We start from the raw sequence: 14,768 nt of genomic DNA, 5'->3' as shown, positions 1-14,768 counted from the left end.
AACCCGTATGAGATTTATTCGCCATCTCCCGTGTTTGGCCACGGCAGTTGGCGTGTGCGCAGCAGGTCTGGGCGGGGCGAGCGGCGCCCAGGCGACCGTGTCCGGCCCGGCAGGGCCGCCGACGATCTCGCAGAACATCGTCATGGCCCATCTCGACGAGCTGCAAGGCATCGCTGACCGCGACGGCGGCAACCGCGCACACGGCACCAAGGGTTACTGGGATTCGCTGGTGTACGTGAAGAGCGTAGTGGAGCAGGCCGGATTCCGGACGACTGTTCAACCGTTCACGTACGTGGGAGCGCATGGGTACAACCTGCTGGCGGACTGGCCTGGTGGCGACATGCGACCCGTCGTCATGGCCGGCGCCCACCTAGACAGCGTCGAAGAGGGGCCGGGGCACAACGACAACGGGTCCGGCTCCGCCGCGGTGCTGGCCTTCGCACACACCCATCCGAGCGTGAAGCGGCACGCGCGCTTCGCATGGTGGGGCACCGAGGAGCCGGCATGATCGGCTCGGCCCACTACGTGCGGAGCCTCACGCCGCACGCTCGCGAGGCGATCGACTCGTACGCCAACGTCGATCAGTTCTGGCTGGTGACCAAGGGCGCCCCGGAGACGTACTACTCTTACCAGGCCTACTTCGCCGCGCACGGTATGCCCTCTTTCAAGGCGCCGGCCGCGGTGTTGGTGACGGGGGGCGGCCGCGAGTCCGTGGCGGGGACCGGCCACGGGCCGTTTGACGTCACGGCCGCGCATGACACCGGTCCTCCGATGCCCTAGCCTCGCACCAACGCGCGCCCCGCGCGGACGAGTTACGGATTGGCTCCTGTTCCGTCCATGTTGGAGAGCTGAACCTGTCCCCAACCTGACCTCGGGGTTCACCATCACACCGAGAGTTGGCTCACCGTCTGTCCAGCTTGAAAAAGCGGATTTGCGGAGATGCGGTATCTACACTCGCATCTGTAAGTGAGCGTGATTGAAAAGGCATCTCGCTCACGCCGTCCCCTGTATTGCTGCTAGCTCCAACAGTCCGGGGAAACGAAGAGGGCCGCGATTGACGCGCGGCCACGGTCCGGGGCCTCCGCCTGACAACGGGGGACCCCGGACCGCCACACGAGCCTTCGGGGCAACTGGCGGGCCGGGCTGCGACCCCGGCCCCGTCAGTCGAGCAGGCCCAATTCCGTGTCCGGGCGGCAATGCGTACACGGCGGGACGCTCTGCCGCAGGGCATCGAGAGCCTGCGCCCGACTGACCGGCCGGCACCGGCCGCTCTTGGCCGCCGCCCAACACTCGCCGGTATGGACGAAGTCGACGTTCACGCGGTTCAGGCCGTACTGGATCAGCCAGGCCGGCGGCGGCCGCCGCTCCTCTCCCTGACGGCGTTCGACCTCGCGCCGCTCCTCCTCGGCTATCCACCGATCGACCTGGCTCAGCGCTGCCTCCGCCTGCTGCACCACGACACGGCGCGCAAAGTGGAGCATATCGAGACGGGACGGCTGATCGTTCACACGTTCGATTCTAGAGCGAGGCGCGATTCCCGATGTACTTGGTGGTGTCGCAGGCCACCCGGTCGATTCCCGAGAACCGCACGCAGACCTTGGTCCCCGTTCCCGTATCGAATCGAGACCAGCGGTAGCTGAGAGTCTTGCCCACCCGCCGAGCCGTCTGTGCGGGGCCGAGCTGATCCCCGTCCAGGAACAGCCGCACCGAGCGCTTCTTCACCGGCCCCGGTGGGTTCACCCAGATCGCCGTCACCGAGTTCCACTCGTTGCGGCCCTCCAGCCGGATGCACACCTGCGGACCCGACCAGTGATGCGTGCACGCGCTGCTGTCGGCGGCCGCCGGCGCCGCACTCGGAACGACCACGGCCAGGGCCAGCGCCGCGCTCAGGGGGAGAAGCCTCGTTGGGGGCTACCGGCCGCGGGACTGGTAGGCGGTTATCGGTGAAAACGATCATGGCCGTCTCGCGCGGTGAGCGGATCTGGAGGGGGCTCACTGAAAGATCGAACACGGCGTGCCCGCTCCGGCGTATGGCGCCGGTGTGCGCTGTCGGAGCAGGTGGCCGCTGGTGAGCTGCAGCACCCGCCTAAGCGGTGGTTTGCCGCGCATAGTCCGCAAACGGAGCGAACGGTTCCCTAGCGTTGCCTGTGTCACGGCCCGGGGAGGCGGTGACACCCTCGTGAAGGGACGGACTGCATGCTCAAGGCCAAGAAGCTACCGTCGGCGCCGTCTTCGGCGGGGTCGCGGTGGCGGCCGATCCCACCAACAACGTCAAGGCCCCCTACGCCCAGGCGGCGGCCGCGGTCGGCAAGGACGGCACCAACGTCCAGAGGACAAACACCGTCGTCTCGACCAGCAGGACCGGCACCGGCCGGTACTGCGTCGAGCTGGTCTCGGACATCGACGCCGCCAAGGCCGTACCGGTTGCCACCCTCTCCAACTCCGCCGACTGGGGAAGCGAGGTCCGCGTCTCCCGCAACCACAGCTCCTGCCCGGCCAACTCCATCCGCGTGACCACCGGCACCAACGGTGCAGCGGCAGACCAGCCGTTCTAGAGCAATTGTCAAATCTTGTGGATCGATGGTTCTCGGCGGCCTGCGGCGTGGGGGCATTCAATGGTCGGTGACGCGGGCGGCTGCGAGAGGACGCCATGACAGGCCGAGGCCGCGGTAGAGGCCGACGGCGGCGGTGTTCCAGCTGTCGACGATCAACGCGGCCACGCCGTGGTCGACGACAAGGCTGTCCAGGACGAGACTGCACACGGCCGTGCCCATACCGCGCCCGCGCGCTTGTTCAGCGGTTGCGACACCCGCAAGGAATCCGACACTCGGCGCGCTCCAGGCGTCGGCGGCACATGCCAGCAGCGTTCCGGATTCATCGCGGGCGCCGGCCCAGCGACGCACGCCCGGCCGATCGGGTCGGGCGTAGGAATTCGGAAACGCCTCGTCCAGCAGCCTGGCGATGTCGGAACGATCCGATGCGGTCAGCCACGCGGCCCCGTCGCGACGGCTGGTGGAGGCTTCCGTCTGCATCCATCCGAAAGCGTCGGCCATCTCCAGTTCCGGAACGCATGTCACGAGGCCGCGGATAAGATCCTCGTCGCCGATGGGCCGGAAGGTAGGGCCGACTTGTGGCAGAACCGCGCGGATCAAGTCTGCAGCGTCGTCGGCAGGGCCGGTGACGGCAAGCCGGTCGCGGCAGGACAGCGCTGTCGCCGCCACTGCTGTGGCCTCACCGAGGGAAAAGACCCGCGTGCCGTGCGGTAGATCGCCCGCGGCCCACAGCAGCAGCGCATCACCGTTCGCCGCGCTGCGGACGTCATGGAGGGAATGCAGCTCACGCAGGTCGGCCATGGGTGCAGGGTAATCGGCGCTGTGGTCAGGCTGCTCTCGTCTCCTCGCGTTCGACCAGGCGGCCGCGTTCGAAGCGGGCTCCGGCGCGGACGAGGGCGACGAGGTGAGGTCCGTTCACCGCCCGCCACCGTTGCTGGGCGGACTCGACGAGTTTGAAGACCATGGCCAGGGCGGCGGTGCGGGAGCCGGCTCCGCGAGTGACCTTGGTCCGTAGGCGGACGGTTGAGAACGTGGATTCGATCGGGTTCGTGGTCCGAAGGTGGATCCAGTGCTCGGCCGGGAAGTCGAAGAACGCGAGCAGCTCCTCTTGATCGTCGGTGATCTTCTTGATGGCCTTGGGGAACTTCGCACCGTAGAGCTGGGCGAACGTTTTGATCGCCGCTTCGGCGTGGCCGCGGTCCTCGGCGTTGTAGATGTCCTGGATGGCCTTCTTCGCCGCCGGCTGCGCGGACTTTGGCATGGAGTCGAGCACGTTTGCGGTCTTGTGAACCCAGCATCTCTGCTCGAGGGTTTCCGGGAAGACTTCGGACAGCGCTTTCCAAAAGCCCAGGGCGCCGTCGCCGACCGCGAGCACGGGAGCGCGCATGCCGCGCCGTGCGCAGTCGCGCAGCAGGTCGGCCCAGGACTCGCCCGACTCGCGGTAGCCGTCCTTGAGCGCGACCAGTTCCTTGCTGCCGTCCACACGCACGCCGATGAGGACGAGCAGGCACGCCTTGGCTTCCTCCAGGCGGACGTTGAGGTGAATGCCGTCGGCCCACATGTACACGTAGTCGACCTCCGTGAGGTCGCGGTCCATGAAGGTGGCATGGTCGGCCTGCCACTGCTGGGTGAGCCGGGTGACCGTCGCGGGTGAGAGCCCGGCAGAGCTGCCCAGGAACTGCTCCAGCGCGGGCATGAAGTCACCGGAGGACAAACCGTGCAGATAGAGCAGCGGAAGCACCTCGCTGATCTTCGGGGACTTGCGGCACCACGGCGGCAGGATCGTCGACGAGAACCGTTTGCGTTCACCGGTCTTGGTGTCGACGCGCTTGTCGTTCACCCGTGGCGCCTTCACCTACCGTCCCGGCCGCAGTGGTCACCTTTCGCGGCTGGTGGTAGCCGTTGCGGATCACGAGACGCCGGCCGCGCTCGTCACGCTGGTCGGCCAACTCGGCTATGTAAGTGTTGACCTCTGCTTCCAGCGCAGCAGCCAGCATCCGCCGCGCCCCCTCCCGGACGATCTCATCCAACAGCGAGCCGCCGCTTGGTGTGGTGCCGTCCTCGTTGACTACCGCAAGCACAGGCGTGCCCTCCCGACCGGTGCTGCGAACACCGGCCTTGCTCGATGACCTATCGATCGATCCATCGGGAAGGTACGCCTCCTTCCGTCAGGGGTGATCCACAGGTATTGAGCATTGCTCGGGTGCCCACCTGCCCGCCGCGATAACTCACGGCACCGCCCAGGGTGCCGTCAGGTCCATCACAGACTGGCTGGTGGACAAGTTCCTCACCAACCCGCCCGACTGGCTCAAGTCCCTGTGGCACGCGCTACCGCGGCCCTGGAAGTAGCCACAGCAGCCGGGCAGGGCTCTCCTGCCCGGCTTCCGCCGCGCCCACCGAAGGGTGCGGGACCTGGAGCCGATACTCCCCCGACGACTACCAGCCGTTAGGTCACCGTGAGCGGAGCCGGCAGTCGGACACCGCCATCGTCAGGGCCTGCAATGCGGTCCGCGCGGCTTCGGCGTCCTGGCCGTCGTCCATGACCTCCAGCGCCTCGGCCGCCGACAGGCGCACCTGGCGGGGAAGGCTGTCGTACGCGGACATCCGGTAGGCGACCATGCGGCGGCCCTGCTGTTCCTCTGCACTGACCGACCCGGCGACAATCGGGAAGACCGCAACCTTGTACAGGGCGACAGCCATCAGCACGGCGTCGGCGGTTCCTTCCGTCTCTCCCCGGCTCTCCGCCTCGCGCAGGCGCCGGGCCTGCTCCCGCCTGCGCAAGCCGCTTCTCTTCGGATGAAGAGGACCATACCGGCCCCTGCGGCCAGACCGGCAACGACTGCTGCGAGCACGGCCCACCCCACGCCGCCCCATGACAATGCGACGAAGCCGCCGGCAGCCGTCCACACCGCCAACAACAGCGCAGAGACCACGTACACACGGACAGGCAGGCCGGACATCATGCCCAGCAGTATGCCTAGGTGCCTGGTACACCGTCTGCGAGCCAGGAACAAGGCGGTAGACACGAGCGTTCGTTGGCCACGTCAGGCAGGGCTGAACTCGTGAGCGGGGGCCACCGCGCCACTCCACCCACTGCGGGTCGTCCAGGATCGCATCGGGGTCAGTGACGCCGGCGCTTTCGAGGAACACGACCAGGTCGTGGTCGCTGTAGACACCTCACGTTGCCATGCCGTCAAGCGGGGCGAGCGTGGCGTTCGATTGTCGAGCTTGGTTCCTGGTTGTACCGGAAGGCTCCCGGACAGGACGCTTTCCAATTGATTCGAGTCCTGCGAAGATCATGAGCGTGACCGCAGCAGACCCTCATCCCTTCTCCGCGGTGGAAGAGCCCGCCTTGGCTGTGCGAGACGAGCGAGGTGGGCTGCTGGCCGTGGCGGGTAGGTGCGGATATCGCGTCCCGACCCCGGTAGCGGTCTATGACACGTCCGATCTGAGCTGCCGCGTTCTCGTTCATTCGCGCTTCCCTGTGCATGCGATGGCCTTCCATCCTGCGCTCCCGCTGCTGGCAGTCGGCACTGGCCGATACGACGGCGGCTACTTCTTCGAGGGGGAACTGCTGCTCCTGCACCTGAAGACCAGCGAAACCCGATCGCTCATCGAGCATGAGATCGGCCGGCAGGTCCTGGCGCTGGAGTGGATTGACGAACACACCCTGCGGATCCTGATGGCCCCGCCCGACGACTGGCAGGACAAACAGGCCCGCATGGAGGGGCACGTCGCGGTAGTCCACCGAGACGACTGGGCTGCCGTCCCAGCCCGGTCGCTCACTGGCCGCGACCTGGCTGGCCCGAGATTGCTGGCACCACGCCCCGACGGCCACGAGGCAGCTCGGCAGATGCTTGCTGAAGTAACCGCGGCCTGGAGGGTGTAATCGCATCAGGCCGCTTCGGCGAGCTCGACGGGGAACGCGGTGTGCTCGTCGAACAGCTTGCGGTGTTGGAGGCAGTGGTAGAGCTGACCGATCATGCGGTTGAAGAGGTTGCGCTGGGCAGCGGCGTGCCAGTCGCCGACCTCGCGGCGTCGCCGGTAATGGGCGCCAGCTCCAGGCGAGTGTCGAAGGGCTGAGAAGGCCCAGAGGTATCCCGCGTGATTGAGCCGGTCGTTCTTCACCCACCGGCGGGTGATGGACGACTTCTTGCCGGAGGCCCTGGTGATGGGCGAGGAACCGGCGTATGCCTTCATGCCGCGGGCGTCGGCGAAGCGGGTGCGGTCGTCCCCGATCTCAGCGAGGATCCGGGCGGCGAGCTGGGTGCCGAGGCCGGGGAAGCTCAGCAGGATCTCGGCGTCCGGGTGCTGAGGGAACGCCTCTTCCACCGCCTCGGCAAGTTGGTCGGCGGCGGTGCAGGCGGCCTCCAGCTGGACGAGGAGGGCTTGCATCTGCTTGCCCAGTGCGTCCTCGATCAGCGGCGGCTGGTGCGCCCACTCGGCACGGAAGACGTCACGGAGGCGGTCGGCTTCAGCCTCAACGCCGCGTTTGCGGCCGGCGCGCTTGAGGGCGGCCTGGAGCTGCTTGCGGGTAAGCCGTGCGGCCCGGGCGGGAGTTGACGCAGCCTTGAGGAGTTCACGAGCCTCGGGACGGCACAGGCCGTTAGTCCAGGTGGCGAAGGCGTCCAGGGCAGCCGGGTAGTACTCCCGCAGCAGCGAGCGGAGCTGGTTGGCGAGCTGCTGCCGGTTCCAGAGCGAGTCCTGCTGGGCGCGGGCCAGGACGGCGATCGCCCGGCCGAGGTCGGAGTCGTCGGGCAGTGGCCGGTGAGCGTGCATGTCTGTGCGCAGGATGTTGGCCAGGACGAGAGCATCGCCGGGGTCGGATTTCTTGCGCGAGACGCTGTGCCGGTCACGATAGCGGGCGGCGGCCATCGGGTTGATCGCGTACACCTGCCGCGTCCCGGTCCGCAAAAGGGCAACCAGCAGACCGCGGGAGGTCTCGATGGCAACCGGAATCGGGTTCCCCTCGGTGTCGCCGTACTCGGCGAGCAGTTCCAGCAGGATCTTGTAGCCAGCCGCGTCGTCGGTAATATGCCGTTTGGCCACCAGCGTGCCAGTGTCGTCGACCAGAGCGACATCGTGCGTCTTCTCAGCCCAATCGATGCCGCAGTAGATCAATGTTCCCTCCCAATGTGCGGATGTTTGCGCTGGTCACGAGCGCATGCGGGCCACGCGAGCGACCTAATCCCAGGCATCAACCATCATGCGGATGTGCCTCCACCTCACTAGCCGTTCGTGGCACCAGCACGCCCCACGGGCCTCGGTCTGCGCAGGAGCTCAAGCAGCTCGGGCATAACGAGAGGTCACCGTGCGGCGGGCTCACACCACCAACACCAACGAGTGATCAAGGTGATGGATATTGACGGTTACGCCCCGAGAGCGCCGGACGGTGCGCGATCTACAGCTAGGCATCGAGGCCCGGCGGTACCTAGGCATCAGTCCGGCGCCTCGGGGCTGAGGATGCCCGCATCGCTGGGCGCCTTAGCTACGGATTAGGCGGTGCCGAGGATCACGTCCTGGTCGTGGCGGTGCACGGTGACTCTCCGGCCGCCCGAGGGGGAGGGCCGGTGCACGACGATCGGCGCGCTGCTCACGCCTCCCAGCGTGCCCCTGCCGGGCGCACCTCGTTTGTCGGAGTGAACCCAGAGGCCCCAACGCTCAGTGGCCGCCGCGCGGCTCAAAACAGCCCGATCCCAGGAACCGGCCGTTGACCTCGACTTGGTAGTTGGTCGACTGCACGAACGCGGTCACACAGGCATCGTGACGGACGTTGAGGGCGATGCTGGTACCTGGGTTGCTGTCGGGATCGTGGGCCTGCACGAAGAGTGTTCCGCGCCCCTGCTCGCTGTCCGGACCCTCGTTTCGCTAGCCGAGCTTGAGCAGCGCCGTGCGCACACTCTCGGCATCCCATGTCCTGGCCGTCCAGAGCCGCTTGAGGACGGGCTCGATGCGGGCAGCCTCCGCGCGGGCGGCCTCCTCACTGGCGGGGGACATCTCTTTGGGGATCTTGAAGCCGTTGTTCTCTTGGTAGTGCGGGGCTCCGTCGCGGGAGCCGGGCTCCACATTTGCCCCGCGCCGGGCCGGCGGCGGAGCCGCTGTGTGAAGGGGAGCCTGGGCCGGCCGCCGTCGGTCCTGTGTGCTCCTGGCCGCAGGCGGTCAGGGTCAAGGCAGTGCCCAGGAGAAGGCCCGCAGCAACGTTTCTCGGTCCGGGTATCCGCATGAGGAGGACTCTGCCACAGTGCCGATGTGGTCAACGCCCGCTGACGAAGCCGAAGCCGTATGCAAGATCCGACCGCACCATGCAACCTCGCACGCGAGGTAAAGCTGCAAAGTGCAAGGCTCGCCCGCGCAGGACACGCAGGTACCTGGCGCGGCTGACACCGTCACGTCACCCTCGTCGCCGCCGCCCAGGCCATGCTCACCCTGCGGCGACTCGACCCAGAGCCCAGCCGCCGGCCTGACCCTCTACCAGGTGCTGGACGCCCTCCATGACCTGCTGAGGTGCTGGACCGGAACCTTCACCACATGCGGCCGCCCCCTCACCACCAGCAGAACAGACCCAGAACTAACGAAGCACTACCAGGCCGTTTCTTTCCAGGTGGAGCCCGGCGAGGTAGATGGTGAGCGCCCTGGTCCGAGGGCTGAGGGATCACCGCCCGGATCCCGCGTCGGCGCAGATGTTTCGGGTCGCGCGGGAGGAGTAGGCCTTGTCGGCGAGGATCACGTGCGGCGTGGTTCTGGGGCGGCCGATTGGCCGCGGCACCCGTAACCGGGCCATGACCTGCGCGTCGTTGCCGCCGTCGGCGGTGGAGTCGCCCTGCACCTCCACCGCCTTGCCGCTGTTGCGGTTGATCAGCCGGACGTGGCCCGCGTCGGAGTCCGGCCAGGTGGAACCGCCGGTTGGCCCCGTTGTGGTCGGCCCGCTGCTGGATAGCGGCACCGTCGGCGGTCGAGGCGCCGGCCATGTCGAGAACCTTGCCCGAATGCCGGGCCTTGAGGCGGTGGAAGCCGTCGCCGGAGTCCACGAACTGTCACTGCTGGTTGACTCCGTCGTTGCGCGTGCACTGGCTGACCCGCGCGGCGTCGGCGGTGGACGTCCCAGAGACGTCCAGCGCCCTGCCGCTGTTGCGATTGGTCAGGACGTACCAGGCGTTGGTGTTCACCGTCGCCACCTCGGCGGGCGCCGGATTCACCCCGCGAGCATGCCGATCCCGAGGGTCGCCGCCACCACGGCGGCGACCCGGGACCATCAAGGACGTCCTGCCGGAGGAGCGGGAGAAGCCGCACCGTAGGCCCTCATCGCCTCACCCTGCCGTTTGTGGCAGGCCCTCTCAGGTGGTGCGGGTCCAGCGTTGGTTGCTGCCGTTCGAGCAGGAGTAGAGCTGGATCAGGGTGCCGTTGGAGGTGCCGCCCGCGACGGCGTCGAGACAGAGGCCGGACTGGACGCCGACGATGGATCCGTCGGAGTTGAGGCGCCATTTCTGGTTGTCGCCGCCCCAGCAGCTGTAGATCTGGACCTTGGAGCCGTTGCCTGTGCCGGCGGCATCCAGGCATTTGTTGCCGTAGACCCTGAGCTCGCCGGCGTCGGTGTATGCCCACTGCTGGTTGGTGCCGCTATGGCAGTCCCACAGCTGGAGCTGGGTACCGTCGGTGGTGCTGGCGTTGGGCACGTCCAGGCAACGGCCCGAACCGACGCCCTTGATCTGTCCGGAACCCGCCGGGGGCGGCGTGGTGGTGCCACCGTTGAGTGCGTTGAGGACGGCGGTGTAGGCGGGCTTCTTGCTGCCGTCGCCGTTGAAGAGCAGCGGCGTGTCACCCGATCGCCACGAGTCGGTGTCGCGCACACCCCAGACGGTGATGCCCAGGCAGCGCGGGACGGCCAGGCAGTCGTTGGTCACGTTGGCGTAGGTCGAGGCCGAGGCGCCCTGGATGTCGAGCTCGGTGATGGCCACGTCGACGCCGAGGGCGGCGAAGCTCTGCAGCGTGGTGCGGAAGTTGCTGTTGTAGGGACTGCCGCTGTTGAAGTGCGACTGGAAGCCGACGCAGTCGATCGGCACACCGCGCTGCTTGAAGTCCCGGACCATGGCGTACACGGCCTGCGTCTTGGCCCAGGTCCAGTCCTCGATGTTGTAGTCGTTGTAGCAGAGCTTGGCCGCCGGGTCGGCGGCGCGCGCGGTCCGGAAGGCCACCTCGATCCAGTCGTTGCCGGTGCGTTGCAGGTTGGAGTCCCGCCGGGCTCCCGAACTGCCGTCGGCGAAGGCCTCGTTGACGACGTCCCACTGGGCGATCTTGCCCTTGTAGTGGCCCACCACGCCGTTGATGTGGTCGATCATCGCCTGGCGCAGCGTGCTGCCGCTGAGGCTCTGCATCCAGCCGGGCTGCTGGGAGTGCCAGGCCAGGGTGTGACCGCGCACCTGCTTGCCGTTCTGCACCGCCCAGTTGTAGACGCGGTCGGCGGCGGTGAAGTTGAACTGGCCCCGCTGCGGTTCGGTGGCGTCGATCTTCATCTCGTTCTCGGCCGTCACCATGTTGAACTCACGGCCCGCGATCGTCGTGTACGTCGAGTCGCCCAGCCTGCCCGAGGCGATCGCGGTGCCGAAGTAGCGGCCGCTCTGCGCCGCCGCGGCGCCGAGCGTGCTCTCGGCGGCGTGTGCGGTCGGCGGCGTGACCAGTGCGGTGACCGCACCGAGGACGCCGACGACCAGGGCCAGCAGCAGGCCGCGGATCTTCCGGCGGACAACGGGTCTGGGAAGGGCATAAGAGCCCATGACTGTGCCTCCGAGGTAGGAATCACGGATGGACTGAAGTGCAGGGGAGTGCGTCGTCCGCTCCCATGCGGCAGACGGACGGGGCCGGGCCGGAGCCCGGGCAGCACGGGATCACCGGACACCGCGGTCACGGGGCCGGGACGATCCCGACCGGGACGCGCCGCACCCGGTCGGCCGTCGGGTGACGTACGGCCGGCGGCGGTGTCTCGACACAGGCATGGAGTACTCCATCGCGGCTCAGCCGGGGGACCGTCACCCTGCGTCGCGTATCTCTCCAACTGTGCGAAGAGCCAGGATGCGCTGGTGCGAACCTCACCGGAACGAAACGGGGTGGCGCAGGTGCTGTGGAGCGCGGAGCTGTCGTGCGGCTGGTCGTGGATCTGTCGTGCAGCACGGAATGCCCCAGGCCGATACGGCTCGGAATCTCGGAACCAGGGCTGGTTTCTCAGACAGGGATGATTGAGGTGGCGACCAAGGATCGTCAATACTCCCCGCAGAAGAAGTTTCCGATCGGCGTGCGAAACTTTCAGAATATCGCTGAACCGGACTGCCAGCCCCGGTGCCGCCGTCGGCGGACGCTGGAAGGGAGCTGTGGTGGCGTGCGGACAGTCCGGCGCGTCACGGGCGTTGGAGGCAGGGTCGACCGGGTGTCGGCACCCTCCGCACATCGCTTCTCTTGGGGGTCAAGTGGCGTACAAGCCAACCATTTGACGGTGTGACGTGGGCCGTTCGACGCATGGGTTCGAACGATTTCGGTGTGGATAGCGATCCATGCGAGAGGTATTGACGCCGTTCACCGGTTCTCTATCATTCGGGTTGCTCGACACTTCGATCCCTGTTCGACATGACGAACAGATCGAGGCGCTCCCTCGCGCAGCAGGGCCATTCCGGGTAGCACCGCCTGAAGTCGGAGCCGCAAAGGGGCCATACCGCTTACACATGTCATGACCGCGCCAACTCATAGCCACCGTCTGCCGTGGTGCTCACAGACTGCTGCACACCGCACCCACCGACAGTCCGGTCGGCCTCCGACGAGGCCGACCGGAACCGCCTACTCAAGGTTGAGGAAGTATCCATGCACAAAGGAAGTTTCAGCCGCAGGCATCCGTCTGCGGTGCTCGCCGCCGTGGTTGCGACCCTGGCCGCGTTGGTGGCGATGCTCGTCGCCGCCCCGGCTCAGGCGGCTTCCAGCGGCGCCTTGCGCGGCGTCGGTTCCGGCCGGTGTCTCGACGTGCCGGGCGCCAGCCAGACCGACGGCACGTACCTGCAGATTTATGACTGCTGGGACGGGACCAACCAGCAGTGGACGTTGACGGACAGCAACCAGCTCACCGTGTACGGCAACAAGTGCCTGGACGTTCCGGGCCACGCCACGGCGGCCGGTACCCGGGTGCAGATCTGGACCTGTTCCGGCGGGGCGAACCAGCAGTGGCGGGTGAACTCCGACGGCACGGTCGTCGGAGTCGAGTCCGGGCTGTGCCTGGAGGTTACGGGCGCCGGTACGGCCAACGGCACAGCGGTGCAGATCTGGACGTGCAACGGCGGCAGCAACCAGAAGTGGACCGGCCTGTCCGGGACCCCGACCCCGCCGGACGGCACGTGTTCTCTTCCGTCGACGTATCGGTGGACGTCGACGGGTGTGCTGGCGCAGCCGGCGAACGGGTGGACCGCGGTGAAGGACTTCACCACTGTGACGCACAACGGCAAGCACCTGGTCTACGCATCGAACGTCTCGGGGTCGTCGTACGGCTCGATGATGTTCAGTCCCTTCACGAACTGGTCGGACATGACGTCGGCCGGCCAGACCGGCATGAGCCAGGCCACGGTGGCGCCCACGCTGTTCTACTTCGCGCCCAAGAACATCTGGGTGCTGGCGTACCAGTGGGGTGCCTGGCCCTTCATCTACCGTACGTCGAGCGACCCCACCAACCCCAACGGCTGGTCCGCTCCGCAGCCGCTGTTCACCGGGAGCATCTCAGGCTCCGACACCGGCCCGATCGACCAGACCCTGATCGCCGACGGCCAGAACATGTACCTGTTCTTCGCCGGTGACAACGGCAAGATCTACCGAGCGAGCATGCCGATCGGGAACTTCCCCGGCAACTTCGGCTCGTCGTACACGACGATCATGAGCGACACGAAGGCCAACCTCTTCGAGGCGCCGCAGGTGTACAAGGTGCAGGGCCAGAACCAGTACCTCATGATCGTCGAGGCGATGGGCGCGAACGGGCGCTACTTCCGTTCCTTCACCGCCTCCAGCCTGAGCGGCTCGTGGACCCCGCAGGCCGCCACCGAGAGCAACCCCTTCGCGGGCAAGGCCAACAGCGGTGCCACCTGGACCAACGACATCAGCCACGGTGACCTGGTCCGCAACAACCCCGACCAGACCATGACCGTCGACCCCTGCAACCTGCAGTTCCTCTACCAGGGCAAGTCCCCCACCGCGAGCGGCCCGTACGACCAGCTGCCGTGGCGACCGGGTGTCCTCACCCTGCAGCGCTGAACCGGCCCGTGTACCCCGTCGGCGGCCGGCCCCACCCAGTGCGGGCCGCCCGTCGCCTTCCGTCACAGCCACCCGGCGTCACCCCAGCGATCACCGGACCGCGCACCATGAAGCAGCTGAAGCTGCGGGCCGACCAGCGGCGGCGATGACGCAAGCCGGATCGGCGGGTCACGGCCGGTCGATTCGCATCCCGGGTTCACTTCGCCGGTAAGCCGAACAGGGCCGGCAAGGCACAGGCGCGATGCTCGCGGGTCGAAATGCGGCGCGCCGCGGAAGGTGGCCCGCGAGGTGGGCCTCCAACTGCGCGAGGGCACCTCGCCCGAACGGCTGCAGCACCGGCTGACCGCCCGCCGCGCCAAGGCGAACAACGATGGCACGTCCGCGACTGACGGCGCTGCCGCCATCAGGCGGGCCAGCGCCTCTGCGAACAGTTCGGGCGCGTCCGGATGCGGCGGCAGCACGGTGCCACCGGGGACCAATGCCTCGGCCGTGACGGCCAGGCCCCTCAACGGCCCCTGGCCGTCCACAGGTTCCGGGCCCGCCAACGGCTCCGGGCACGGGAAGCCGGCTTGGTGCATGCGGCGTTGCACCTTCAGGCAGCCGGCCAGGCGGTGTGCGAAGGGCCTTGCCTTGACCACGACTTCACGGCCGTCCGCCAGCCGCAGTCCCATGACCGTGGACAGGTGGGCGCGTTCGAAGAGCGTCTGGGCGGGCGGCGAGCGCAGCCACTTGCTACACCACCTGGACAATTCCCCCACCACAAGAGCTCCCTGTCCTCGACATCACCGCACCCGAACAGGAGCGGTTGACTGAGCAGCGTCGCTTACGGCTCCGATCTTCGCGGCTGATAGGGCCATTTGCACGGGTGCGCAGCGCAAGCTTCCCAGGGCGGTCGGCCGCCGACGTTCGACAAGACTGACTACCGCCGCCGGCATGCCGTCG

General features: G+C 67.6%; 13 protein-coding genes and 3 pseudogenes. 5 read left to right on the top strand and 11 right to left on the bottom strand.

Annotated elements, in window-relative coordinates:
- Positions 1-142: 142 nt before the first annotated feature.
- Positions 143-508, top strand: a complete 366-nt coding sequence (locus ACZ4WH_RS33815) for a M28 family peptidase (protein WP_468188035.1) — start codon at positions 143-145, stop codon at positions 506-508.
- Positions 505-780 (top strand): hypothetical protein, encoded by a 276-nt coding sequence (locus tag ACZ4WH_RS33810; protein WP_468188033.1) that lies wholly within the window; start codon positions 505-507, stop codon positions 778-780. The genes ACZ4WH_RS33815 and ACZ4WH_RS33810 overlap by 4 nt, the downstream gene beginning before the upstream one ends.
- 380 nt (positions 781-1,160) lie before the next feature.
- On the opposite strand, the gene ACZ4WH_RS33805 is transcribed toward ACZ4WH_RS33810, so the two are convergent.
- Together ACZ4WH_RS33805 and ACZ4WH_RS33800 are read right to left on the bottom strand one after the other, a co-directional pair.
- Positions 1,161-1,508 (bottom strand): DUF6233 domain-containing protein, encoded by a 348-nt coding sequence (locus tag ACZ4WH_RS33805; protein ID WP_468188031.1) that lies wholly within the window; start codon positions 1,506-1,508, stop codon positions 1,161-1,163.
- Between the two features lie 10 nt (positions 1,509-1,518).
- Positions 1,519-1,794, bottom strand: coding sequence for a hypothetical protein (locus ACZ4WH_RS33800; RefSeq protein ID WP_468188029.1), 276 nt, complete (start codon positions 1,792-1,794; stop codon positions 1,519-1,521).
- Positions 1,795-2,246: 452 nt separating this feature from the next.
- Here ACZ4WH_RS33800 and ACZ4WH_RS33795 point away from each other — a divergent pair, with 452 nt between their 5' ends.
- A complete protein-coding gene (locus ACZ4WH_RS33795) occupies positions 2,247-2,555 on the top strand; it encodes a hypothetical protein (protein WP_468188027.1) in 309 nt (102 codons plus the stop codon).
- 57 nt (positions 2,556-2,612) lie between these two features.
- On the opposite strand, the gene ACZ4WH_RS33790 is transcribed toward ACZ4WH_RS33795, so the two are convergent.
- From ACZ4WH_RS33790 to ACZ4WH_RS33780, 3 genes and pseudogenes are all read right to left on the bottom strand, one after another.
- The gene (locus ACZ4WH_RS33790) at positions 2,613-3,353 is read right to left on the bottom strand and encodes a GNAT family N-acetyltransferase (RefSeq protein WP_468188025.1); all 741 of its coding nucleotides are present in this window, start codon (positions 3,351-3,353) and stop codon (positions 2,613-2,615) included.
- A 25-nt stretch (positions 3,354-3,378) separates the two neighbouring features.
- Positions 3,379-4,633 (bottom strand): annotated as a pseudogene (locus ACZ4WH_RS33785) (IS256 family transposase).
- A gap of 370 nt (positions 4,634-5,003) precedes the next feature.
- On the bottom strand, positions 5,004-5,333 hold the full coding sequence (locus ACZ4WH_RS33780) for a hypothetical protein (RefSeq protein ID WP_468188023.1): 330 nt from the start codon (positions 5,331-5,333) through the stop codon (positions 5,004-5,006).
- A 523-nt stretch (positions 5,334-5,856) separates the two neighbouring features.
- Here ACZ4WH_RS33780 and ACZ4WH_RS33775 point away from each other — a divergent pair.
- Positions 5,857-6,441 carry a hypothetical protein gene (locus tag ACZ4WH_RS33775; protein WP_468188021.1) on the top strand — a complete coding sequence of 195 codons (585 nt, stop codon included), beginning with the start codon at positions 5,857-5,859 and terminating at the stop codon, positions 6,439-6,441.
- Positions 6,442-6,446: 5 nt separating this feature from the next.
- Here the strand turns inward: ACZ4WH_RS33775 and ACZ4WH_RS33770 are convergent, their stop codons facing one another.
- From ACZ4WH_RS33770 to ACZ4WH_RS33750, 5 genes and pseudogenes are all read right to left on the bottom strand, one after another.
- Positions 6,447-7,673: an IS110 family RNA-guided transposase gene (locus tag ACZ4WH_RS33770; protein ID WP_468188019.1), complete on the bottom strand. Its 1,227-nt coding sequence runs from the start codon at positions 7,671-7,673 to the stop codon at positions 6,447-6,449.
- 747 nt (positions 7,674-8,420) lie between these two features.
- Complete coding sequence (locus ACZ4WH_RS33765; protein ID WP_468188017.1) at positions 8,421-8,618, bottom strand: hypothetical protein; 198 nt, start codon at positions 8,616-8,618, stop codon at positions 8,421-8,423.
- 518 nt (positions 8,619-9,136) lie between these two features.
- Positions 9,137-9,339 (bottom strand): annotated as a pseudogene (locus ACZ4WH_RS33760) (IS5/IS1182 family transposase); the annotation flags it as partial.
- Positions 9,337-9,786, bottom strand: a pseudogene (locus ACZ4WH_RS33755) (RICIN domain-containing protein); the annotation flags it as partial. The pseudogenes ACZ4WH_RS33755 and ACZ4WH_RS33760, both read right to left, overlap by 3 nt.
- A 100-nt stretch (positions 9,787-9,886) precedes the next feature.
- Positions 9,887-11,323: an endo-1,4-beta-xylanase gene (locus ACZ4WH_RS33750; protein ID WP_468188015.1), complete on the bottom strand. Its 1,437-nt coding sequence runs from the start codon at positions 11,321-11,323 to the stop codon at positions 9,887-9,889.
- A 1,075-nt stretch (positions 11,324-12,398) separates the two neighbouring features.
- Here ACZ4WH_RS33750 and ACZ4WH_RS33745 point away from each other — a divergent pair.
- Positions 12,399-13,826, top strand: a complete 1,428-nt coding sequence (locus ACZ4WH_RS33745; protein WP_468188013.1) for a non-reducing end alpha-L-arabinofuranosidase family hydrolase — start codon at positions 12,399-12,401, stop codon at positions 13,824-13,826.
- A 62-nt stretch (positions 13,827-13,888) separates the two neighbouring features.
- Here ACZ4WH_RS33745 and ACZ4WH_RS33740 read toward each other — a convergent pair whose 3' ends face one another.
- Positions 13,889-14,587 carry a hypothetical protein gene (locus ACZ4WH_RS33740; protein WP_468188012.1) on the bottom strand — a complete coding sequence of 233 codons (699 nt, stop codon included), beginning with the start codon at positions 14,585-14,587 and terminating at the stop codon, positions 13,889-13,891.
- Positions 14,588-14,768: the final 181 nt, after the last annotated feature.

This window comes from Streptomyces sp. NPDC029138 (assembly GCF_055564375.1).
The sequence above is the reverse complement of the archived record's forward strand: the minus strand, read 5'-3'. Positions and strand labels throughout refer to the sequence as shown.